The organism is Blautia sp. HA8986, from assembly GCF_056504635.1.
Window position 1 is genome coordinate 237,102 of the sequence record NZ_JBWLUQ010000003.1, and the last position, 22,379, is coordinate 259,480.

Below are 22,379 nucleotides of genomic sequence, written 5' to 3' on the forward strand. Positions count from 1 at the left end.
GATAGACGATGGCAAAGAACAAAATTGAGCGCATAGACCAGGAGATTACAAAGGTCCGCGAGAAGATCGCAGAGTATCAGGAAAAGCTCAAGGCGCTGGAAGCACAGAAAACCGAGGCAGAAAATTTGGAGATCGTTCAGATGGTTCGTGCGTTACGCATGACTCCAGCACAGCTGAACGCTATGCTTTCCGGTGGCACAGTTCCCGGCAGTTTGGCTGATGACAATAACGAACAGGAGGAAAACAGCTATGAGGAATAAACGATTGCTCCGAACACTTTCCGCCCTTTGCCTGACAATGGTTGTGGCATTTGGCTTTACGATCCCTGCTTTTGCACAGGGGTCAGAACAGGCTCCGGCGGCACCGGCAGAGGATTCTACCAATGACAGCAATGTTACTGTGGAAGAAACAGAACCAGCACCGGCACTTACACCGGAGGGGAATGCGGCACTGGTGGATGATTTTGGAGGCAATAAGCAGCTTATTACTGTTACGACCAAAGCTGGAAATTACTTTTACATCCTGATTGACAGGGCGAATGAGGATAAAAAGACTGCTGTTCACTTTCTGAATCAGGTGGATGAAGCGGATTTGATGGCACTGATGGAAGATGGAAAAGCAAAAGAGGAGCCGCCTGCGGTATGCAGCTGCACGGCAAAATGTGAAGCAGGGGCAGTCAATACGGCCTGCCCGGTCTGTGTAACTGATAAGAGTAAATGTACGGGCAAAGCACCGGAACCTCCGGCAGAAACACCGGAGCCGGAAAAAGAGAAGCCTGCCGGACTGAACCCGGCTGCGATAGTCCTTTTGCTGGCTCTGCTGGGCGGCTGTGGCGTATTTGCCTATTTGAAGCTTGTTAAGAACAAGCCTAAGACCAAGGGCAATGACAGTCTGGACGATTATGATTATGGCGAGGAAGATTCCGAGGAATGGGAAACCGAGGATGAGGAGTCGGACGAACCGGACGCTGATGGGGGCAGCACAGAAGAAGATGACGAGGACAGCGTGAAATGACCCGTTTCACAGACAGTCCCTATGAACGCATGATGACACGCAGGCCGGAGGGCGGGAGGGAAACTTCCCGTCCTCATTCTTTATCCCACAACCACCCCTGCTATGGTTGCGGGAGTTATGGAAGTCCCTGCGTAGGTATCTGCCATCGTGAGATGGAACGCTGGCTCAAAGAAAGGAAACGAAAAAAATGAGTGTTCTGATTACATTTATCAAGCTGATTGCTGTTTTTGACCTGCTGGTAATTGCTGTGTATTTTGGCGGCGACATTCTTTCTACCATGTTAAACAAACTTTGGAGAAAGCCAAAGCAAGATGACCCCTTTGATTTCTCCTTAGATACCATGACAGTTTCATTGTCCATAGATTCTATCCGTCAGCTTTATTCCGGTGACGCGGCAGATTTTGTGGAAGAAAAGATCCTGCCAAATGCGGAGAAAACAATGGCCGTTTTGACGGAACAAGAACAGACGGCGGCTCATCTGCTCTTATCCGCTTTGATCGGTTTTCTTGCAGTAGAAGCTCCTATGGATGAACAGAGCTTTCCCTTGATGATGGAACTTCTGAACTGCATGGAAGGGGAAAAAGAAGATGGTTGTCAGGATGCAGTAGATAGTTTACTTGAAGATGCCGCCTGCAATACCCGCCGTCACGAAGAATATTACAGCAATTATCAACGCTACCAGCTGATGCAGGTGGATAAAACCCGTGTCATTTTGGCTTGTCGTATCATCATCAATGACCTGCTGGGGAAACTGTACCGCTATGACTACCGGTTTGGTTATAACCTGCTACTGGATGAGGAAAACAGCATAGAGAAAAAACTGCACACGCCTGTGCGGGAAGAATGGGAGGCTGAAGATTATGAATTTAGTGATTGCTGAAAAACCATCGGTTGCACAAAGTCTGGCTACGGTAATCGGTGCAACTGCTCGTAAGGATGGGTATCTGGAGGGTAACGGCTGGCGTGTCAGCTGGTGCGTGGGCCACCTGGCCGGTCTTGCGGATGCAGACAGCTATGACTCCAAGTATGCCAAGTGGCGATATGATGACCTGCCTATTCTGCCGGAGCATTGGCAGATGGTAGTGGGAAAGGATAAGAAAAAGCAGTTTGATATTCTCAAAAAGCTGATGAACGCCCCGGATGTGACGGAGGTAGTAAATGCCTGTGATGCCGGACGCGAGGGCGAGCTGATCTTCCGCAGCGTCTATGAGCTGGCAGGCTGCCAAAAGCCGATGAAAAGGCTCTGGATTTCTTCGATGGAGGATTCCGCCATAAGGGAGGGCTTTGCAAACCTGCGCCCAGGTGTAGATTATGATGGACTTCGGGATGCTGCTCTCTGCCGTGCCAAGGCCGACTGGTTGGTGGGAATCAATGCCACAAGGCTTTTTTCCGTGCTGTACCACCGCACCCTCAACATCGGGCGCGTGATGTCTCCAACGCTGGCACTCATTGTCCAGCGAGAAGCTGAAATCGACACCTTTAAGCCGGTTCCTTTTTATACCGTGGCGCTGGAGCTGCCCGGTCTTACCATATCCGGGGAGCGCATAAGTGACCGAGCAAGCGCAGAGCAGCTGAAAGAAGCTTGCCAGGATGCAGCTGTCACAATCAAAAAGGTGGAGTGTAAGGAAAAGCTCGAAAAGCCGCCTGCTCTCTATGACCTGACTACTCTGCAAAGAGATGCCAACCGCCTGCTTGGATTTACAGCCCAGCAGACCTTGGACTATCTGCAAAGCCTGTATGAAAAGAAGCTCTGCACCTATCCCCGTACTGACAGCCGCTATCTGACCGGTGATATGGCAGACAGCCTGCCGGTGCTGGTGAATCTGGTTGCCAATGCTATGCCATTTCGCAAAGGGATCGCCATTACCTGTGATCCGCAGACGGTCATCAACGACAAGAAAGTAACCGACCACCACGCAGTAATCCCTACCAGAAATCTCAAGGATGCAGACCTTTCTGCCCTTCCTGCGGGAGAAAAAGCGGTGCTGGAGCTGGTGGCCCTGCGTCTGCTGTGTGCCGTGGCCCAGCCCCATATCTATTCGGAAACCGTTGTGATTGCAACGTGTGCCGGTAGGAAGTTTACTGCCAAAGGAAAAACGGTGAAGCACCCCGGATGGAAAGCACTGGAGGACGCCTACCGTGCCAAAATGAAGGATGCAGAGCCGAAAAAAGAGGGCGCAGAGAAAGCCCTGCCGGAGCTGACCGAAGGACAGACCCTTTCGGTTTCTGCGGCAATCGTCAAAGAAGGCAAAAGCAGTCCGCCCCAGCACTTTACGGAGGACACCCTGTTGTCCGCGATGGAGACTGCCGGAAAAGAGGATATGCCGGAGGATGCCGAGCGAAAAGGTTTGGGGACACCGGCCACCCGTGCCGGTATTTTGGAAAAGCTGGTATCTGCCGGTTTTCTGGAACGAAAAAAGAGCAGGAAAACGGTGCAGCTTCTCCCTTCCCACGATGCAGTTTCCCTGATCACCGTTCTTCCGGAACAACTGCAATCGCCGCTTCTGACTGCCGAGTGGGAGTACCGACTGGGCGAGATCGAGCGCGGGCAGCTTGCCCCAGAGGAGTTTCTGGACGGGATCAGCACCATGCTGAAAGATCTGGTGGGGACTTATCAGGTCATCAAGGGAACCGAGTACCTGTTCACCCCGCCCCATGAGGTGGTGGGTAAATGCCCTCGCTGTGGCGGTGAAGTTGCAGAACTGCAAAAAGGCTTCTTTTGTCAGAATGATTCTTGCAAATTTGCAATCTGGAAAAACAACAAATGGTGGGATGCCAAGAAAAAACAGCCGACCAAGGCTGTGGTGTCTGCACTGCTGAAAGATGGCCGTGTCCGCGTAACGGGCCTATATTCGGAGAAAACCGGCAAGACCTACGATGCCACTGTGGTTTTGGAGGACGATGGACAGTACGCCAACTTCAAGCTGGAATTTGACCAGCGGAAAGGAGGCAGCCGATGAAGCTCTCTTTAGTGGAACGGGAAACCATTCTCCTTTATAACCAGGCAGAACCAATGGCTGAGGTCTATACCCACGATCCCCGTCTGATGGAGAAGCTGGAACTGCTGGCCAAAAAGCACCCCGACCAGATCACCCGAAAGGACGCCCATAACTTTATCGTCCCCAAGCGGTGTGTATCAGTCCGGGAGCCATATAGCGCAGAACGCCGCAAAGCCGCCAGTGAGCGTGCGAAAGCTGCCGGATACCAGCCCCCTGTGAGAAAGTCCGGCAGTTAAAGGCACATGACAGAGAATGTATTTGAAGCAGTCAAGCAGTCGGTCAGCACCAGAGATGCGGCAGCGTTTTATGGGATCGAGGTCAAACGAAATGGCATGGCCTGCTGTCCCTTTCACGATGATAAGAACCCAAGCATGAAGGTAGACCAGCGGTTCCACTGCTTTGGCTGCGGTGAAGATGGGGATGTGATCGACTTTACCGCAAAGCTCTTTGACCTCTCCCCAAAAGAAGCGGCAGAGAAACTGGCACAGGACTTTGGCCTGATCTATGACAGTCAGGCCCCTCCCCGCAGGAGATATGTCCGGCAGAAAACAGAGGCACAAAAGTTTCGGGAGGACCGGCAGCGGTGTTATCGCGTACTGTCCGATTACTACTATCTGCTGAAAAAATGGGAGGCCGACAATTCTCCCCGGACACCGGAGGAAGAACCGCACCCCCGTTTTGTGGAAGCAATCCAGAAGAAAACCTATGTAGAGTACCTGTTGGACCTTTTTCTTTATGAAAGTGAAGAAGAACAAAAGGCATGGATTGCAGAACACACAGCAGAAATCACACACTTGGAAAGGAGATTGAAAATCATGGCTGAGAACAAACCCACCAACCGAGAGCGGCTAAGGGAAATTACAGATGGCATCGAGCAGGGGATCAAAGAACTGTTTGAGAGTGAAAAGTATATGCGCTATCTGTCCGTCATGTCCCGCTTCCACCGCTATTCGGTAAACAACACCATGCTCATCTATATGCAGAAGCCGGACGCTACATTGGTAGCCGGATACAATAAGTGGAAAGACCAGTTTGAGCGTCATGTAAAAAAGGGCGAGCATGGCATTACCATCATTGCTCCCACACCATATAAGAAGAAAATCGAGGAGCAGAAGCTGGACCCGGATACCAAGGCTCCGATTTTGGATAAAGACGGAAAGATCGTCACAGAGGAAAAAGAAATCGAGATTCCCATGTTCCGCCCGGTCAAGGTCTTTGATGTGAGCCAGACCGACGGGAAACCTTTGCCTGAGCTTGCTTCCTCCCTTTCCGGCAATGTGCCAAATTATGAGGCATTCATGGAGGCTCTGCGCCGCAGTGCGCCGGTGCCGATCACTTTTGAAGCAATGGCCGCCGATACGGACGGCTATTTTTCTGCCGATCATCAGAAAATTGCCATTCGTCAGGGCATGAGCGAGGTGCAGACGGTTTCGGCCACAGTACACGAGATTGCCCACAGCAAGCTCCACAATCAGAAAAAGATTCAGATTGCCAATGACGAGCAATATCAGGAGATCGAGCTGTTTGATAAACCCGGTCTGTTCTCCAATGGGCGGATTGTCCGTGATAATCTGCCGGAGGGCGTTTATTGCTATGACCTGCGCGGTTCTGACTACGACCCCGGAGAGCCGGTCTGTGTAGAAGAACAAGTGGTTGTAAACCATGCAGGTTCCGTTCTGCTGACAGAGCCGCTGGAGCTGGCGGAAGATGGACGCCTGATGCTGACCGAGGAAGAAGGGCTGAATTTTGTTGGTGGCTTTTCTACCCTCACCCAGTTTTTGCAGGAACAGAGGAAAGATCGCCACACGGAGGAAGTGGAGGCTGAAAGCATCTCCTACGCAGTCTGCAAATATTTTGGCATCGAGACCGGAGAAAACAGCTTCGGCTATATTGCAAGCTGGAGTCAGGGCAAGGAGCTGAAAGAACTGAGAGCCAGTTTGGAAACCATCAACAAGACCTCCGGTACTTTGATCTCTGACATTGAGCGTCACTATAAGGAAATCTGCAAAGAGCGTGGGATTGATCCCCATGCAAAGGCAGAGCCGGAAACCGCCCCGATAGAGCAGCCAACCGGCAATCTGACTTACTATGTGGCAGAGTGCATGGAGTTTCCAAACCTCGGAGAATACCACGATAACCTGTCTTTGGAGGAGGCGGTCCGCATCTATCAGGAAATTCCGGCAGAGCGAATGAACGGGATCAAAGGAATTGGTTTTGAGCTGAAAGACGGAAGCGACTATGAAGGACCGTTTCCGATTTTGACCGGGCAGACCATTGACCTGGACACTATTCAGGCAATCGACTATTACCGTGACAATCCGCTGGTACAGAAAGCGGTAAAGGAACTGGCTGCGACCATGCCGGAAATGGAGGTACTGGGGGCGGATGCCAACCAGCAGGAGGCTTTGTTTCTGATCAACGATACTACCTATCTTCATATCCAACCTTGTGACAGCGGATGGGACTACACTCTTTACGATGCTGCGTCCATGAAAGAGCTGGATGGTGGTCAGCTGGATATGTCGGAGCTTTCCTGCATGAAGGCAGTCCTCCAGATTTGTGATGATAACGATCTGGACAGCACTTCGCTCAGACGCGCTCCCTTGTCTATGGTTGAGACCTTGCAGGAAGCGGCCTATCAGCAGATGCAGGCAGAGACCAGTCAGATGACTGCCTCTTCCCAGCTGCCGGAAGCGCAGGAGCAGGCACTGGATGAATACCCCATGCCGGATGAGCAGGTATCCACACCGGATATGCAGGAATATGGCTACACCTATGATGGGATGCTCCCTGTTACCAGAGAACGGGCGCTGGAACTGGATGCCGCCGGTTTGACCGTCTATGTGCTGTATGAGGACAATACGGAGAGCATGGTGTTTGACCCGCAGGAAATCATGGATCATGGTGGTCTTTTCGGTGTGGACCATGAGGAATGGGAGAAAAGCCCTCAGTTCCACGAAAAGGTCATGGAGCGTCAGGAACATCAGCAGGAACGCGAACAGGCATTTCTCTCCCAGAACAGAGATTGCTTTGCCATCTATCAGGTGAGCCGTGACGATTCGCAGAATGTGCGCTTTATGAATCTGGACTGGTTAAAGTCCCATAACATTTCCATAGACCGCAGCAATTATGACCTCATTTACACAGCTCCTCTGAGGGAGTCTGGCACTGTGCCGGAGCAGCTGGAAAAACTCTATCAGCAATTCAATCTGGAAAAGCCCGTGGACTTTCACAGTCCCTCCATGAGCGTCAGCGACATCGTTGCGATCAGACAGGACGGTAAGGTATCCTGTCATTACTGTGACAGTGTTGGTTTTACCCAGATCCCCGGATTCCTGCCGGAAAATCCGCTGAAAAATGCAGAGATGGCCGTGGAGGACGATTACGGCATGATCGACGGTATCATCAACAATGGCGCAAAAGAGCCTACGGTGGCAGAGCTGGAACAGCAGGCTCGAAGCGGTCAGCCTATCTCCCTCATGGACTTGGCTAATGCCGTTCATCGGGAGGAACGGGATAAGAAAAAATCCGTTGTGGATCAGCTGAAAAGCCAGCCCAAAGCGGAACCCAAAAAGACAGCACCCAAAAAGAGTGCGGAAAGGGAGATTTGATATGGGAAACTTTACTTTTGAGGAAATGAACCTGATGTGCATTTACAATACCGGCAGCCGCACCGGACTGATCGACAGCCTGCGTGAGATGCGCGGCGAGCTGGCCCCGGAGGAAACCGAGCTGCAGGAGTTGACAGACAGCGCACTGGGCAAGCTCCAGGCCATGAGTGATGCCGAGTTTGCCGAGCTGGAGTTGTATCCGGATTTTGACCAGTAAACACCATAATCGCAGGGATGGGGTGGCAATATGCCACCCCACCTTTTTACCCCAAAACTGAAAGGAGGACAGAACACTATGCCAACCAAAGCTGAACTATATGCACAGATGGCGGAGAAGGTGACAACGCAGCTCACGGGGAGCTGGCAGGAATGGGCAGGGTTTCTCACCACTGCTTCCCGCCTTTACAAGTACCCGTTCCATGAGCAGTTGATGATCTACGCCCAGCGTCCGGACGCCACCGCCTGTGCAGAGTACGATTTGTGGAATGAAAAGATGGGCCGGTATGTAAGGCGCGGCTCCAAGGGAATTGCTCTGGTGGACGATTCCGGGGACAGGCCCCACCTGCGCTATGTTTTTGATATTTCCGACACCGGAACCCGTGAACATTCCCGCACTCCCTGGCTGTGGCAGCTGGAGGAGCGCCATTTGGATTCGGTGCAGGCCATGCTTGAGCGCACCTATGATGTTTCCGGTGATGACCTTGCCGGACAGCTCACCGAGGTAGCCGGAAAACTGGCTGAGGAATACTGGACGGAGCATCAGCAGGACTTCTTCTATATCGTTGACGGTTCCTTTTTGGAGGAATATGATGAGTTTAACATCGGAGTACAGTTCAAGGCAGCCGCCACCGTCAGCATCACTTACGCTTTGATGTCCCGCTGCGGACTGGAGCCGGAACGCTACTTCGACCACGAAGATTTCATGGCGATCTTTGATTTCAACACCCCGTCCACCATCGGGGCGCTGGGAACAGCGGTCAGCCAGATCAACCAGCAGGTGCTGCGGCAGATCGGCGTCACCGTCCGAAATGCAGAGCGCGAAGCCAACCAAGAAAGGAGCAAACAAGATGAACAATCCCATGACCTATATCCAGAACGGAGACTATCTGATTCCCGACCTGAAGCTGAGCCAGCAGCCGGAGAAACCTCTGGGCAAATACGGCAGGATGAGGAAAACCTACCTGAAGGAACACCGTCCCATCCTCTACAACCAGATGCTGCTGAGCGAGAAGCTGTACCAGCACCTTCTGGAGATCGACGAGACCGCCCAGAACAGACTGGAGCAGATGATGCCCCAGCTGGCGAAGGAAGCGGGAGCCACCGAGGAACTGAAAGCCAGCGATCCCATGAAGTGGGTGGGGCTGATGAACACCTGCAAAGCTCAGGCAGAGGAGATTCTGATGGCGGAGCTTATCAACAGCTGACCCTAAACCTGTTCCTCTCCGAAGCGGAACAGATCCAATCCATAGATGAAGCAGAGTATGTAGCGCATACATCCTCTGCTTTTTCTTTTGCCCAAAATGACATCGACCATGTGCTGCGTTTGGGCGGCAATACAGACCGTCAAAGGGAGCGTGTGGTTGCAGCCTTTGAAAAGCAGAAAACCACCGCTGAGATTGCCGAGATACTGAAAACGCTGTACCACGGCGGCAATGGTCTTGGCAGTGTGAGCGCATGGTATGCCGAGGATGGTATCCATCTTTCCCACGGGAAGTCTGTCCGTTATGACAGGTCTGCCCAGGTCATTTCCTGGGAGAGCGCCGCAGAGCGTATCGGGGAGCTTTTGGAGAGCGGCCAGTTTGCCTCCAATGTGGAGCTTGCAGAAGCGGCAGGCTATGAACGCTCCCTCCTCTCGGAAAAGCTCTGGCATCTGTATCACGATCTCAGTGAGGGTGCCAGAGAAGCCGGATATTTGTCCTGCCTGTCAGAGATCAAAGGCAATGGTTTCCCGGAGGAGACCCGCCGCCTGACGGAGCAGCTGAGTGACCCGGCTTTCCGCCAGACACTCAAGGAAGAATACGCCGCCTTCTGGGCGGCCTATCAGCAGGACCGTGACCTGTTGCGTTTTCACTATCACAGACCGAGGGAGATCTGGGAGAACCTGAAGGATCTTGACCTGCCACGCAGAACTTTTTCTTCGGACCTTTCCCAAGTGCCAACCGTCCAGCATTTCATTACCGAGGATGAGATCGACGCCGCCATGACCGGCGGCAGCAGTTTTGCCGGAGGAAAGGGCCGTATCTATGCGTTCTTCATGGAAAACCATACGGATAAGGAAAAAGTGAGATTCCTTAAAGACGAGTATGGCATTGGCGGACGCTCTCATGCCCTGTCCGGCGCAACACACAGCGGCGAAGATCACGATGGGAAAGGACTGCACTATAAAAAGCAGGACTGCCCGGATGTTCACTTGAACTGGGAAAAGGTTGCCAAGCGCATTACTTTACTTGTCCAGAAAGGCCGCTATCTTACCGAACAGGAACAAGCGCAGTATGACAAGATCCAGGCTGAAAAGGATCTGGCAGAAGAAGATGCCATTCATGCCCAGCAGCCGGAGATGGAGGAAGAAACACCAAAGCCTACCCTTGGGGAGCAGTTTGAGCAGTATAAGCCTGTGGTGACTGCCGCCATTTCCGAGGATACCGCATATCGCAATGCCTGCGGTCATTCTGACCGTGAAAATGCTGTCATCGAGGGTAATGCCGCTGTGCGCCGTGCGGTTCTTGGTTCTAAGGATATGGAGCTGATCCGACTCTATTCGGATGTGCCGGAGTTCCGTCAGCGTTTACACCGGGAAGTGATCGACGAGACCTATCCAAAGCTCCATGAGCTTCTGCGCCCTCTTTCTCAGGAAGATATTGATACTGCCCTTTGTGCATGGAACGGCAATATCGAGAGTAAACACGCTGTTGTCCGCTATATGAAAGACCATGAAAGAGAAAAAGATACCGCCGCATGGCTGGCTCAGGAATACGGCGGCAGTAACAGCAACAGCCTGTTCGTTGTCCGTGCCGGCAGCCCGGAGGAAACGCAGCTGCCCTGGCCGAAGGTACAGCGCAGGCTTGCCCAGCTCATTCAGGAGGACCGGTTCTATACCGAAGAAGAACAGAACCGTTTTGACGACATCGACCCAATCGCCATCCGGGAAGCTCTGGAAGAAAGAGGGATCGTCAACGGACAGGTGGCAGACCCGGAAAAACTGGACAATGCCCCGTTTATCCAACAGGTGATGTCAGATGCAGAGCAGATCGCAGATGCCGAGACAGAGCAGACTTCCGAAGTTTCCATTTCCGATGAGGAATATGACGCAGTTCGCCGCCCAATTCCGCAAAGAACCTCCTATGACCCAGCCGCCCCGGTCTATGCCGTGGGCGATACCGTGTATATCGAGGATGACGCCTATCAGATCACCGAGCTGCGGGAGGACACCGTACAGCTTCTGCCCACCGGGATGGTATATCCCATCTACCGGGCAGAGCGCAAAGAACAGTTCGAGCAGCTGCTTCGGGCAGACCGCCGCAATGCTTACTATACCGAGTTTCTTCCTATTGACCCGGACAAGGCAGATCAGGACTTGCGGGATGTATTGGCTCATGGACTGATGGATGAAGCGGATAAAAAGCAGATTTCCACGCTGCTGCAATCCGGCAGGAGCAACAGCGAGATCGCCTACTGGCTGAGCAGAGCCTATTCCGGTGAGATCGAGACACTGAATCTGGAGACCGGCGATATTGCCGATTACCGTACCACGGCACAGGGCATAGAACTGGAAGTCATGGATGCAGAGGAAAAGCGTCTGGCTATGCTGTATTTCCGCTGGGATGAGGTTGCGCCTTTGCTGCGCGGGATGTATGCCCGTCAGCAGGACGGTTTTGGACAGGAACAGCCCCAACCAGCTACCGAATCCCCGACTTTCCATTCCGAGACCATGGCCGTCTATCCGGGCGATAAGAACAATCTGCCTTATGATGTGGTGGTGGAACGACTGCATATCGAGGAGCCGGAGCCACCAGCCCCTGTGATTGAGCCGGAGAAAACCTTTGAGGAAGTGCTGGATGAACACCCGGTTTCCATTCAGGTCAATGGCCAGTGGCAGACCTTTCCCAATGCCAAAGCTGCCGAGGAAGCATCTTATGAGGAATACAAGGCTAACCTGCGCCGCAATGCAAAAAACTTCCGCATTACCGATGAGCATTTGGGCGAAGGCGGTCCGAAAGCCAAGTTCCAGGCAAATATCGAGGGAATCAAGCTGCTGAAATACCTGGAGGAAACCACTGCACAGGCAACGCCGGAACAGCAGGAAGTCCTATCCCGATATGTGGGCTGGGGCGGTCTCTCTGATGCGTTTGACCCGGAGAAACCGGCATGGGCTTTAGAGTATGCCCAGCTAAAAGAACTGCTGACCCCGGAGGAATATGCCGCCGCCAGAAGCTCTACCCTCAACGCCCATTACACCAGCCCTACGGTCATTCAGGCCATCTATGAAGCGGTGGACCGTATGGGATTTGAGACCGGAAATATTCTGGAGCCGTCTATGGGTGTGGGCAATTTCTTTGGTATGCTGCCGGAGAAAATGCGAAACAGCCGTCTGTACGGCGTGGAGCTGGACCCTGTTTCCGGGCGCATCGCAAAGCAGCTCTATCCCAAGGCGGACATCACAGTAGGCGGCTTTGAGACCACCGATAGGCGTGACTTCTTTGACCTTGCCATCGGCAATGTACCTTTCGGTCAGTATCAGGTCAATGACAAAGCCTACAACAAGCTGAGTTTCAGTATTCACAACTACTTTTTTGCCAAAGCACTGGACCAGGTGCGTCCTGGTGGTGTGGTAGCTTTTGTAACCTCCCGCTATACCATGGACGCCAAGGATTCCACCGTGCGCCGCTATCTTGCCCAGCGTGCCGAGCTGCTGGGAGCTATCCGTCTGCCTAATGACGCGTTCAAAAAGAATGCCGGTGCCGAGGTGGTATCGGACATCATCTTCCTCCAAAAGCGGGATCGCCCGCTGGACATCGTGCCGGAATGGACCCAGACCGGACAGACGGAGGACGGGTTTGCCATCAACCGGTATTTTATCGACCACCCGGAAATGGTGCTGGGCAGACAGGAGCCGGTAAGCACCGCTCATGGTATGGACTACACCGTGAACCCTATCGAGGGACTGGAGCTTTCCGACCAGCTGCATGATGCGGTGAAGTATATTCATGGAACTTATCAGGAGGCAGAGCTGCCGGAGCTGGGCGAAGGCGAAGCTATTGACACCTCCATTCCTGCCGACCCTAATGTGAAGAACTATTCCTATGCCATTGTAGACGGGCAGGTGTACTACCGGGAAAACAGCCGCATGGTGCGCCCTGACCTCAACGCTACCGCCGAAGCCCGTGTGAAAGGTCTTGTGGGACTGCGTGATTGTGTGCAGGAACTGATCGACCTTCAGATGGATGCAGCGGTTCCGGACAGCGCTATTCAGGAGAAACAGGCAGAGCTGAACCGGCTCTATGACAGCTTTTCTGGCAAATACGGTCTCATCAATGACCGTGCAAACCGTCTGGCCTATGCAGACGATTCTTCCTATTACCTGCTCTGTGCGCTGGAAGTCATTGATGAGGACGGAAAGCTGGAGCGCAAGGCGGATATGTTCACCAAACGGACCATCAAGCCCCATCAGGCAGTGGCTGTGGTGGATACGGCAAGTGAAGCGCTGGCGGTGTCCATCTCGGAAAAAGCCTGCGTGGATATGGGCTATATGAGCCAGCTTACCGGAAAAACAAAAGAAGAACTGGCCGGAGAACTGCAAGGTGTGATCTTCCGTGTACCGGGACAGCTGGAGCAGGACGGATCGCCCCATTATGTGACCGCCGATGAATACCTTTCCGGCAATGTACGCCGCAAACTGCGTCAGGCACAGCGGGCGGCACAGCAGGACCCGGTTTATGCAGTCAATGTGGAAGCTCTTACCGCCGCCCAGCCCAAGGACCTGGATGCGTCGGAGATCGAGGTGCGTCTGGGCGCTACTTGGATCGACAAGGAGTACATCCAGCAGTTTATGTACGAAACCTTTCGTACACCGTATTATCTCCAGAGAAATATCGAGGTCAAGTACTCGTCTTTTACCGCTGAATGGCAGATCACAGGAAAAACTTCTGTTCCTTATAGTGATGTAGCTGCCAACACCACCTACGGAACCAGCCGTGCCAATGCCTACAAGATTTTGGAGGACAGCTTAAACCTGCGGGATGTCCGTATCTATGACACCATAGAGGACGCAGATGGAAAAGAGCGCCGCGTGCTGAACGCCAAGGAGACCACCCTGGCTGCCCAAAAGCAGCAGGCTATCCGGGAAGCCTTCAAGGACTGGATCTGGAGAGACCCGGAGCGCCGACAGACTCTGGTGCGCCAGTACAACGAGGAAATGAACTCCACCCGTCCCCGCGAGTATGATGGCAGCCACATCACTTTTGGGGGCATGAACCCGGCCATTACCCTGCGGGAACATCAGCTGAATGCCATTGCCCATGTGCTGTATGGCGGTAATACTCTGCTGGCACACGAAGTGGGCGCAGGCAAAACATTTGAGATGGTGGCCTCTGCGATGGAGGCTAAACGCCTGGGCTTATGCCAGAAATCTCTCTTTGTGGTTCCAAACCACCTGACCGAGCAGTGGGCGTCGGAGTTTCTGCGCCTCTATCCTTCTGCCAACATCTTAGTCACAACCAAAAAGGACTTTGAGACCCATAACCGCAAAAAGTTCTGCGCCCGTATTGCCACCGGTAACTACGACGCCATCATCATGGGACACAGCCAGTTTGAGCGTATCCCCATCAGCCGGGAGCGTCAGGAACGGCTTCTCTATGAACAGATCGACGAGATCACCGAGGGCATCGCAGAGGTGCAGGCCAGCGGCGGCGAGCGTTTTACCGTCAAGCAGCTGGAGCGTACCAGAAAGTCTCTGGAAGCCAGACTGGAAAAGCTGCAAGCCGAGGGGCGAAAAGACGATGTGGTAACCTTCGAGCAGCTGGGTGTGGACCGTTTGTTTGTGGACGAGGCCCACAACTATAAAAACCTGTTTCTATACACAAAAATGCGGAATGTGGCTGGTCTTTCCACATCGGACGCGCAGAAATCCTCCGATATGTTTGCCAAGTGCCGCTATATGGATGAGATCACCGGAAACCGTGGCGTGATTTTCGCCACCGGCACCCCGGTCAGCAACTCCATGACCGAGCTTTACACCATGCAGCGTTACCTTCAGTATGAACGCTTGCAAGAGCTGAACATGACCCACTTCGACTGCTGGGCTTCCCGCTTTGGGGAGACCGTCACAGCATTGGAGCTGGCACCGGAAGGCACCGGCTACCGGGCAAGAACGAGATTCAGCAAGTTCTTTAATCTGCCGGAGCTGATGAACCTGTTCAAAGAAGTGGCGGACATTAAGACTGCCGACCAGTTAAATCTCCCTACCCCGGAAGTGGAGTACCACAACATCGTGGCGCAGCCCACCGAACATCAGCAGGAAATGGTCAAAGCTCTTTCGGAGCGTGCATCGCTGGTACACAGCGGAACTGTTGACTCGTCCCAGGATAACATGCTCAAGATTACCTCGGATGGCCGCAAGCTGGGGCTGGACCAGAGGATCGTCAACCAGATGCTGCCGGATGAACCTGGCACAAAGGTCAATCAGTGCGTAGAGAACATCATGCAGATCTGGCGGGATGGCGAAGCTGACAAGCTGACCCAGCTGGTGTTTTGCGACATTTCTACACCACAGGCAAAAGCTCCTGCAAGCAAGGCGGCGAAAACACTGGATAATCCACTGCTTCACGCATTGGAAGGCGCTGTGCCTCTGCCGGAGCAGGAACCGGCATTTACGGTATATGACGATATTCGTCAGAAACTCATTGTCCAGGGGATGCCTGCCGACCAGATCGCTTTTATCCATGAAGCCAATACCGAAGTGCGGAAAAAGGAGCTGTTCTCTAAAGTCCGTACCGGTCAGGTTCGTGTCCTTTTGGGCAGCACCGCCAAGATGGGCGCAGGCACCAATGTGCAGGACCGTCTGGTGGCACTTCATGACCTGGACTGTCCGTGGAGGCCAGGAGACCTTGCCCAGCGCAAGGGCCGTATCGAGCGCCAGGGCAACCAGAATCCCCTTGTCCATGTGTACCGCTATGTGACCGAGGGAACCTTTGACGCATACCTCTGGCAGACGGTGGAGAACAAGCAGAAATTCATCAGCCAGATCATGACTTCTAAATCGCCGGTGCGCTCCTGCGATGATGTGGATGAAACCGCCCTCAGTTTTGCCGAGATCAAGGCTCTGTGTGCCGGAGATCCCCGTATCAAAGAGCGTATGGATTTGGATGTGGAGGTATCCCGCCTGAAGCTGATGAAAGCCGACCACCAGAGCAAGCAGTATCGTCTGGAGGACCAGCTGCTCAAATACTTCCCGGAGGAGATTGAAAAGCACAAGGGCTTTATCAAGGGCTTTGAATCTGACCTGGAGGTTTTGGCAGCTCACCCGCACCCAGAGGACGGCTTTGCCGGTATGGAGATCCGTGGAGATCTGCTGACCGATAAGGAGAACGCCGGTGCTGCCCTTTTGGATGCCTGCAAGGAGGTCAAAACCTCCGATCCGGTGCAGATCGGCAGCTACCGGGGCTATGCCATGTCTGTGGAATTTTCCGCTTGGAAACAAGAATATACGCTCCTGCTAAAAGGACAGATGACCCACAGGGCAACCCTTGGTACAGACCCTCGCGGAAATCTTACCCGTATCGACAATGCCCTCGCCCAGATGCCGCAGCGTCTGGAGGCGGCAAAGGCCCAGATGGATAACCTCTATCAGCAGCAGGCTGCGGCAAAGGAGGAAGTTGGAAAGCCATTCCTTTATGAAGAAGAACTAAAAAGCAAAAACGCCCGTCTGGTGGAGCTGGATACCCTGCTCAACATCGACGGAAAGGGGCAGGCACACACCGAGTCTGTTGTTGCCAAAAGCACACGGCCTTCGGTGCTGGATAACCTAAAACGCCCGGTGCAACCCCGCAGTACAGACAAGAAACCAAAACAGCATGAGGAGGTGCGATAACATGAATACTAACGATCTGAATACAGCCCTTTATGAAAAGATGGCTGCCGAACAGGACAAGTTCCGGGACTGGCTGAAAAGCCAGCCCCCGGAAGAAGTCTTAAACCATGCCTATGAGTACACCATCCGCGAGGACATCGTGATGGCAATGGAGGAACTGGAGCTGATCGACACCCAGGCTCAGGCACTTTTGGAATCTCCCTCTCCGCTGGCGGATGTGTACCGCTATTTTGAAAAGCTGGAGACCGGCTATATGGGTGTGATCCGGGACAGTATTGAGAACCGTGCCGACGATGTGTGCAGAGCTAAAGAGGAACTGCGAACAACACCGATCTATCCCCATTCAGCTGCCTATGCGAGAGAACATGGGGAGCTGGAGCAGTACCGAGCTTCCAACAATGTAAATCGCCAATGCAAAGAGTCTATTGAAGCGGCGGTGCGGGAGCACTTCGACGGAATGTATCTCAGCCACGATGCGGCAAAGGGTGTGATCGAGACCTATGGCATGGAGCGTGTGTCCATGGTTCTGTCTAACACGGTCCAGCTTCAGGACTGGGATGGGCGTTACTCCCGACGCAACAAAGAATGGGCCAAGACCATTCCCAACGATAATCCCGAAACCGTCCGTTGTGGTTATGCCTTAAACAGCCACCCTGCTGTGCTGGATGGTTTTATTGATCTGGTGCGTGAAGAACAGCAGCGCAGCCGTACCCAGAGAGAAAAACTGGAACCGTCCCGTCCCTCAGTACGGGATAAGCTCAAACAGGAGCTGCCCGCCCATAAGTCTGCCGCCCCGAAAAAACGGGAGCCGGAGCGATAACCATGGCAAAGCGCAAGCGGGATGTGCCGGTTTTGTTTTGGGTGTCCGCAGAAGAATTGGAACTGATCCATCAAAAGATGCAGCAATACGGGACAGAGAATTTGAGCGCTTATCTGCGGAAAATGGCGCTGGATGGTTATGTGGTCAAGCTGGAACTGCCAGAGATGAAGGAGTTGGTCTCCCTGATGCGCCGAAGCAGCAACAACTTGAACCAGCTGACTCGCAAAGTGCATGAGACCGGGCGGGTTTATAATGCTGACTTGGAGGATATATCCCAGCGGCAGGAACAACTGTGGGAGGGTGTGAAGGAAATCCTTACCCAACTCTCCAAACTTTCATAACAGGGATAGATACTCCATTTGCGGAGGGAGGAACGGCGTTTCTTCGCCGCACCTTCCTCCGCTTTTTCTTTTTGTCTGTATCCTTGTCTTTTGCCTGTCTGTACCGGATAATATGAGTAGAATAAGAAGCGTAGCAAAGGAGTGAAAACAGATGCTGACCTTTGAAAAGGTGCTGGAGATTTTTGCGGATTACCTAACCGCAGACGAGACCATAGAAGTTTATATCAGCCGCCATGGATGTGTAAGAGTTGAATTTGACCAAGATTTTCACTATTGCTCTGGCGAGGTGTGCCATACTCCCAAGGAACTGTTCGACCTCTTAGCCGATGATTACCGGACTTATCTGGAGATTGAACTGACCAAAGGAAAACGGGAAGTGACGGAAGATGATGAGAGAGAAGCGGATGCCCTATGCAAACAGTATCTGGAGCGTTGGAAGGAGGAACAGAAATGAAGATTTTGAAATGTCTGCTGATGATCGTAACTGCACCGGTCATTTTGGCGTTGACGCTTTTTGTCTGGCTCTGCACGGGGCTGATCTACATATCCGGTCTGGTGCTTGGTCTACTAAGCACGGTAATTGCTCTGCTTGGCGTGGCTGTGCTGATTACCTATTCCCCGCAGAATGGTGCAATTTTGCTGGTTATGGCATTTTTGATTAGCCCGATGGGGCTGCCGCTGGCTGCGATCTGGCTGCTGGGCAAGGTACAGAGTTTGAAATTTGCGATCCAGGATTGGGTGTATGGGTAAATGATGTGAATATAATTTGGAATGAAAAGAAGCAGGACAATGGGAAATGAGACCCAATGCCCTGCTTCTCTGTTTATTCGGAACGAACTGTAATATATTTTTGATGTTTACTTTTCGGTTTATCGGGAAGTGTCATTTTGAGTGTTCCATTGTTCAATAGCGGACGCAGATATTTTTGTGTAAAGTTTTTTGTGTTTTTGTATCCACAGTGTTCTGCGATTTCTAATTTTGAATGTGGTTCTATGCAAAATGCAAGGATTTTATCATGGGTTGCATCATGGGTTGCGTCATAGGTCTTATCATGGGTCGTTTCTATGATAGAAGGACCATGATGGTAATTTACATTTTTCAAGATGACTCTGAAATCTGTCGCTGTTGAGGAAAATTCGGGCTTATATGCCTCTGTGTATCCAGGCAGCTTTTCAGTTTCACTGACGATTTTGCGCAGACCACTTCCACGGCGTTCCATGTACTTCATGCGGTGGAACAGGTCAGCGATCACAGGGTTTCGTCGCATCGAACGAATACTGTAAATATCGTATTCCTGAATTGAGCCGCCGCCAAACATACCGCCCGGAGATGTGATTTCCACCCGATCATCAAACATATCAATGTGGACTTCGCTGCCAAGCACAATATAATCACGATGGATGAGAGCGTTGACAAGAGCCTCTGTTACAGCTCGTTCAGCATAATCCGGCTTGTCTACCCGATACTGAGCTTCTTTGACAAAACGGACTTTGGAATTATTGCGAATAAATTCACTGCCGCTTTTCAGTAAATAAATCAAATTCCCCTCGTATTCCTTATCGTCCAGCGCATCATCAAAGATAGAGCCTTTTTCCAAGCCATTCCACCGGGTACAGAACATACGGGAGTTATAAACTGTGTGCTGATCGGTCATGAGCTTTCCGGCATTGGTCAGGAACCCATTTTTGTCAGCCAAACCGAATGAGACATAATCGGATGGCTCAAAGCGGAGACCAGTCCGTTCCAGATAGGTTGCTTCCAGAAGTGTAAAGCTGTAATCCTTTTTTACCGCGTCTGTTGTTAGGGTATCAAAGGACTGATTGGTTCCCTTTAAGATCAGTTCATTCACAATGTAATCAGGGGCAATTATGCTTTCATTTCCAACACGGATGTATGCTTCCATTACTCCGTCTGCCTTGTAATAGTATGGGGTGCTGCGGCCAGGAGAAACCTCCAGAGCCAACAGGTTTTTACCATCTTCCTGCAATGGCTTTAAGATAAACTGCGGTAATGGTGTGATACGTTCTTTGATTAAGCGGCTGATCGCTTCAGCATCCTTTTGAACATCGGACAAGCCGATAGGCTCCCGGTCATCGGAGACTCCGAAAAACAGAGTGCCGCCAATTCCATTGGAAAAGGCACTGACACTTTTTAACCAGCTTTTTGGCTTTTTTATTTCGAGAGCAACTTTGAAATCACATTCGGTTGCTTCAGCAATGAGCTGTTCTATCATAAAATCCCTCCTTTGAGGTATTGGTAGTTTCTTTATATTATACCCATAAGGAGAGTTTATTTCAACGATAGGCACAAAGAGTTCAGAGAAAATATTTTGAGAGGAGGGCTTTTTATGGCAACTACAAGAATCATGCCACTTCATGTCGGCAAAGGCCGCACAGAGAGTCGGGCGATCAGTGACATCATCGACTATGTAGCAAATCCACAGAAAACAGATAATGGAAGGCTCATCGCAGGATTTGCGTGTGACAGCAGAACGGTTGATGCGGAGTTTCTTTTAGCAAAAAGGCAGTATATCGTTGCTACCGGACGAGTGCGCGGTGCGGATGATGTGATTGCCTATCATGTGCGCCAGTCCTTCCGCCCCGGCGAGATTACTCCGGAAGAAGCTAACCGGCTGGGCGTAGAATTTGCAAAGCGTTTTACTAAAGGCAATCATGCCTTTGTAGTCTGCACTCACATAGACAAGTCGCACATTCATAATCACATTATCTGGTCATCGGTCAGCTTAGAATATGACCGGAAGTTCCGAAACTTTTGGGGCAGCACCAAGGCGGTTCGTCGGCTAAGTGACACCATCTGTATTGAGAATAGACTGTCCATTGTAGAGAATCCGAAACCTCACGGAAAGAGCTATAACAGATGGCTGGGCAATCAGGCAAAGCCCTCTCACCGAGAGCTGCTTCGTGTGGCGATTGACAACGCATTATCACAAAGTCCTGCTGACTTTGAAGAACTGCTGAAGCTGTTGCAAGAGTATGGTTGTGAAGTCTCAAAGCGCGGAAAATCGTATCGACTGAAGCTCTCTGGTTGGGAGAAAGCCGCCCGCGTGGACAGTCTGGGCGAAGGATATGGATTGGAAGATTTGCGGGCAGTTCTCTCCGGGAAGAAAGCACATACCCCGCGAAAGAAAACAGTCACACAGGCAGAACCGCCGAAGGTCAATCTGCTGGTGGACATTCAGGCAAAATTGCAGGCTGGAAAAGGCGCTGGCTATGCTCGATGGGCTAAGGTGTTCAACCTCAAGCAGATGGCGCAGACCATGAATTACCTGTCAGAGCACAACCTGCTGGAGTATGCGGTTTTGGAAGAAAAGGCTGCGGCTGCCACGGCACATCACAATGAACTTTCGGCGCAGATCAAAGCGGCTGAAAAGCGCATGGCAGAGATCGCTGTTCTGCGTACTCACATCGTAAATTATGCCAAGACCCGTGAGGTCTATGTGGCATACCGCAAGGCGGGTTACTCTAAGAAATTCCGGGGGGAATATGAGGAAGAAATTCTGCTCCACCAGGCTGCTAAGAATGCCTTTGATGAGATGGGAGTCAAGAAGCTTCCCAAGGTCAAAGAGTTGCAGACGGAGTACGCGAAATTGCTGGAAGAAAAGAAAAAGACCTATGCCGAGTACCGGCGTTCCCGTGAGGAAATGCGGGAGCTTTTAACGGCAAAGGCAAATGTAGATCGAGTGCTGAAAATGGAGGTAGAACAGGATGTTGAAAAAGAAAAAGACCACGGCCAGCGGTAAGCTGGTTCTGGTCAAAAGCGTTCGCAGAACGCGCAGCCACAGAATGAAATTCTGTGTTCAAAGGGGCTTGGGGGCGCTGCCCTCAACAAGCAAGCAGAGAGGAAAATCACAAAGGGATTTTCTTCTCTGCGGGCCTGTGTGTATTAACACAGGCATTGCTTGCCTCTTTTCTCTGGAAATAAAAAGAACCAGTGAGAAAATCGTTAAATTTCACTCACTGGCTCAATTCATTTCAAATTTCTCGGACAATTCTGTTAGCTCTTTCACCGTTTCCTGTGTGTGATGCAACAGGGTGTCGCGCATTTCTGGCGGACAGCTGGAATAAAGCATTTTCATCTGATTGACACCCTCATCCTCCAGAGAAATATCTGGATTTATAAGCGTATCTAAAGAGATGTGCAGGACCTTTGCCAATGCTCTCAAAATCAAATAGGACGGGTTCATTTTCCCTTTTTCGATATTGGCAATTTGCTTTACAGAAACATGGCTTAGATCGGAAAGTTCCTGTTGTGTCAGTTCTTTATTCTTTCTGGCTTCCCGCATTTTTCGCCCTAAAGCAGTTAAATCATCAATCGGCATAATCGTTCACCTCAAATATATTTTATCGTTCCGATTTGCACAAAGGAATAACCTTATTGTGCTTGAGAACAGGACTGATTATGCTGATTCCTTTTTGATAACATGGTTGCTCCATGATTATGGCGTTTCCGGCTGCTAATTGAACTATGAGGATGAATTGCAGATTTCAG

General features: G+C 51.7%; 18 protein-coding genes. 15 read left to right on the plus strand and 3 right to left on the minus strand.

Annotation, left to right across the window (positions count from 1 at the left end):
- Positions 1-8: 8 nt before the first annotated feature.
- The 8 genes from AC04Q4_RS15885 to AC04Q4_RS15920 are packed head-to-tail and all read left to right on the plus strand — an operon-like array spanning position 9 to position 7,841.
- Positions 9-260 (plus strand): DUF4315 family protein, encoded by a 252-nt coding sequence (locus AC04Q4_RS15885; RefSeq protein WP_476389276.1) that lies wholly within the window; start codon positions 9-11, stop codon positions 258-260.
- A complete protein-coding gene (locus AC04Q4_RS15890; protein WP_117801998.1) occupies positions 250-1,014 on the plus strand; it encodes a DUF4366 domain-containing protein in 765 nt (254 codons plus the stop codon). The genes AC04Q4_RS15885 and AC04Q4_RS15890 overlap by 11 nt, the downstream gene beginning before the upstream one ends.
- Positions 1,011-1,205: a hypothetical protein gene (locus AC04Q4_RS15895; protein WP_003526245.1), complete on the plus strand. Its 195-nt coding sequence runs from the start codon at positions 1,011-1,013 to the stop codon at positions 1,203-1,205. Before AC04Q4_RS15890 ends, AC04Q4_RS15895 begins: the two co-directional genes overlap by 4 nt.
- Positions 1,202-1,894, plus strand: coding sequence for a conjugal transfer protein TraG (locus AC04Q4_RS15900; RefSeq protein ID WP_476389277.1), 693 nt, complete (start codon positions 1,202-1,204; stop codon positions 1,892-1,894). The genes AC04Q4_RS15895 and AC04Q4_RS15900 overlap by 4 nt, the downstream gene beginning before the upstream one ends.
- Positions 1,875-3,974 carry a DNA topoisomerase 3 gene (locus AC04Q4_RS15905; protein WP_476389278.1) on the plus strand — a complete coding sequence of 700 codons (2,100 nt, stop codon included), beginning with the start codon at positions 1,875-1,877 and terminating at the stop codon, positions 3,972-3,974. The genes AC04Q4_RS15900 and AC04Q4_RS15905 overlap by 20 nt, the downstream gene beginning before the upstream one ends.
- A complete protein-coding gene (locus AC04Q4_RS15910) occupies positions 3,971-4,249 on the plus strand; it encodes an immunoglobulin (protein ID WP_118043159.1) in 279 nt (92 codons plus the stop codon). Before AC04Q4_RS15905 ends, AC04Q4_RS15910 begins: the two co-directional genes overlap by 4 nt.
- A gap of 6 nt (positions 4,250-4,255) precedes the next feature.
- Positions 4,256-7,624, plus strand: coding sequence for an LPD28 domain-containing protein (locus tag AC04Q4_RS15915; protein WP_476389279.1), 3,369 nt, complete (start codon positions 4,256-4,258; stop codon positions 7,622-7,624).
- 1 nt (position 7,625) lies between these two features.
- On the plus strand, positions 7,626-7,841 hold the full coding sequence (locus AC04Q4_RS15920) for a transposon-transfer assisting family protein (RefSeq protein ID WP_118043207.1): 216 nt from the start codon (positions 7,626-7,628) through the stop codon (positions 7,839-7,841).
- A 96-nt stretch (positions 7,842-7,937) separates the two neighbouring features.
- Here the strand turns inward: AC04Q4_RS15920 and AC04Q4_RS15925 are convergent, their stop codons facing one another.
- Positions 7,938-8,705, minus strand: a complete 768-nt coding sequence (locus AC04Q4_RS15925; protein WP_195522107.1) for a hypothetical protein — start codon at positions 8,703-8,705, stop codon at positions 7,938-7,940.
- Here AC04Q4_RS15925 and AC04Q4_RS15930 point away from each other — a divergent pair.
- The 6 genes from AC04Q4_RS15930 (at position 8,704) to AC04Q4_RS15955 (ending at position 18,620) form a co-directional block, all read left to right on the plus strand.
- Positions 8,704-9,048: a TnpV protein gene (locus AC04Q4_RS15930; protein WP_349101367.1), complete on the plus strand. Its 345-nt coding sequence runs from the start codon at positions 8,704-8,706 to the stop codon at positions 9,046-9,048. The genes AC04Q4_RS15925 and AC04Q4_RS15930 overlap by 2 nt on opposite strands.
- A complete protein-coding gene (locus tag AC04Q4_RS15935; RefSeq protein WP_476389280.1) occupies positions 8,976-16,709 on the plus strand; it encodes an SNF2-related protein in 7,734 nt (2,577 codons plus the stop codon). Before AC04Q4_RS15930 ends, AC04Q4_RS15935 begins: the two co-directional genes overlap by 73 nt.
- 1 nt (position 16,710) lies before the next feature.
- Entirely contained in the window at positions 16,711-17,529 is an 819-nt protein-coding gene (locus AC04Q4_RS15940) for a DUF3849 domain-containing protein (protein ID WP_118043082.1), read from the plus strand.
- A gap of 2 nt (positions 17,530-17,531) precedes the next feature.
- Complete coding sequence (locus AC04Q4_RS15945; protein WP_015529854.1) at positions 17,532-17,870, plus strand: plasmid mobilization protein; 339 nt, start codon at positions 17,532-17,534, stop codon at positions 17,868-17,870.
- Positions 17,871-18,021: 151 nt separating this feature from the next.
- Positions 18,022-18,324 carry a hypothetical protein gene (locus AC04Q4_RS15950; protein ID WP_015529855.1) on the plus strand — a complete coding sequence of 101 codons (303 nt, stop codon included), beginning with the start codon at positions 18,022-18,024 and terminating at the stop codon, positions 18,322-18,324.
- Positions 18,321-18,620, plus strand: coding sequence for a CD1845 family protein (locus AC04Q4_RS15955; protein WP_117552929.1), 300 nt, complete (start codon positions 18,321-18,323; stop codon positions 18,618-18,620). The genes AC04Q4_RS15950 and AC04Q4_RS15955 overlap by 4 nt, the downstream gene beginning before the upstream one ends.
- Before the next feature lie 73 nt (positions 18,621-18,693).
- On the opposite strand, the gene AC04Q4_RS15960 is transcribed toward AC04Q4_RS15955, so the two are convergent.
- Entirely contained in the window at positions 18,694-20,103 is a 1,410-nt protein-coding gene (locus AC04Q4_RS15960; protein ID WP_118043081.1) for an ATP-binding protein, read from the minus strand.
- Between the two features lie 114 nt (positions 20,104-20,217).
- Here AC04Q4_RS15960 and AC04Q4_RS15965 point away from each other — a divergent pair, with 114 nt between their 5' ends.
- The gene (locus AC04Q4_RS15965; RefSeq protein WP_476389281.1) at positions 20,218-21,630 is read left to right on the plus strand and encodes a relaxase/mobilization nuclease domain-containing protein; all 1,413 of its coding nucleotides are present in this window, start codon (positions 20,218-20,220) and stop codon (positions 21,628-21,630) included.
- A gap of 222 nt (positions 21,631-21,852) precedes the next feature.
- Here AC04Q4_RS15965 and AC04Q4_RS15970 read toward each other — a convergent pair whose 3' ends face one another.
- Complete coding sequence (locus tag AC04Q4_RS15970; RefSeq protein ID WP_476389282.1) at positions 21,853-22,209, minus strand: helix-turn-helix domain-containing protein; 357 nt, start codon at positions 22,207-22,209, stop codon at positions 21,853-21,855.
- Between the last annotated feature and the right edge of the window lie 170 nt (positions 22,210-22,379).

Excerpts from the sequence above, each read along its gene's own strand:
- AC04Q4_RS15885 (WP_476389276.1), top strand. The coding sequence starts at position 9 with ATGGCAAAGAACAAAATTGAGCGCATAGACCAGGAGATTACAAAGGTC.
- AC04Q4_RS15890 (WP_117801998.1), top strand. The coding sequence starts at position 250 with ATGAGGAATAAACGATTGCTCCGAACACTTTCCGCCCTTTGCCTGACA.
- AC04Q4_RS15895 (WP_003526245.1), top strand. The coding sequence starts at position 1,011 with ATGACCCGTTTCACAGACAGTCCCTATGAACGCATGATGACACGCAGG.
- AC04Q4_RS15900 (WP_476389277.1), top strand. The coding sequence starts at position 1,202 with ATGAGTGTTCTGATTACATTTATCAAGCTGATTGCTGTTTTTGACCTG.
- AC04Q4_RS15905 (WP_476389278.1), top strand. The coding sequence starts at position 1,875 with ATGAATTTAGTGATTGCTGAAAAACCATCGGTTGCACAAAGTCTGGCT.
- AC04Q4_RS15910 (WP_118043159.1), top strand. The coding sequence starts at position 3,971 with ATGAAGCTCTCTTTAGTGGAACGGGAAACCATTCTCCTTTATAACCAG.
- AC04Q4_RS15915 (WP_476389279.1), top strand. The coding sequence starts at position 4,256 with ATGACAGAGAATGTATTTGAAGCAGTCAAGCAGTCGGTCAGCACCAGA.
- AC04Q4_RS15920 (WP_118043207.1), top strand. The coding sequence starts at position 7,626 with ATGGGAAACTTTACTTTTGAGGAAATGAACCTGATGTGCATTTACAAT.
- AC04Q4_RS15930 (WP_349101367.1), top strand. The coding sequence starts at position 8,704 with ATGACCTATATCCAGAACGGAGACTATCTGATTCCCGACCTGAAGCTG.
- AC04Q4_RS15925 (WP_195522107.1), bottom strand. The coding sequence starts at position 8,705 with ATGGGATTGTTCATCTTGTTTGCTCCTTTCTTGGTTGGCTTCGCGCTC.
- AC04Q4_RS15940 (WP_118043082.1), top strand. The coding sequence starts at position 16,711 with ATGAATACTAACGATCTGAATACAGCCCTTTATGAAAAGATGGCTGCC.
- AC04Q4_RS15945 (WP_015529854.1), top strand. The coding sequence starts at position 17,532 with ATGGCAAAGCGCAAGCGGGATGTGCCGGTTTTGTTTTGGGTGTCCGCA.
- AC04Q4_RS15950 (WP_015529855.1), top strand. The coding sequence starts at position 18,022 with ATGCTGACCTTTGAAAAGGTGCTGGAGATTTTTGCGGATTACCTAACC.
- AC04Q4_RS15955 (WP_117552929.1), top strand. The coding sequence starts at position 18,321 with ATGAAGATTTTGAAATGTCTGCTGATGATCGTAACTGCACCGGTCATT.
- AC04Q4_RS15960 (WP_118043081.1), bottom strand. The coding sequence starts at position 20,103 with ATGATAGAACAGCTCATTGCTGAAGCAACCGAATGTGATTTCAAAGTT.
- AC04Q4_RS15965 (WP_476389281.1), top strand. The coding sequence starts at position 20,218 with ATGGCAACTACAAGAATCATGCCACTTCATGTCGGCAAAGGCCGCACA.
- AC04Q4_RS15970 (WP_476389282.1), bottom strand. The coding sequence starts at position 22,209 with ATGCCGATTGATGATTTAACTGCTTTAGGGCGAAAAATGCGGGAAGCC.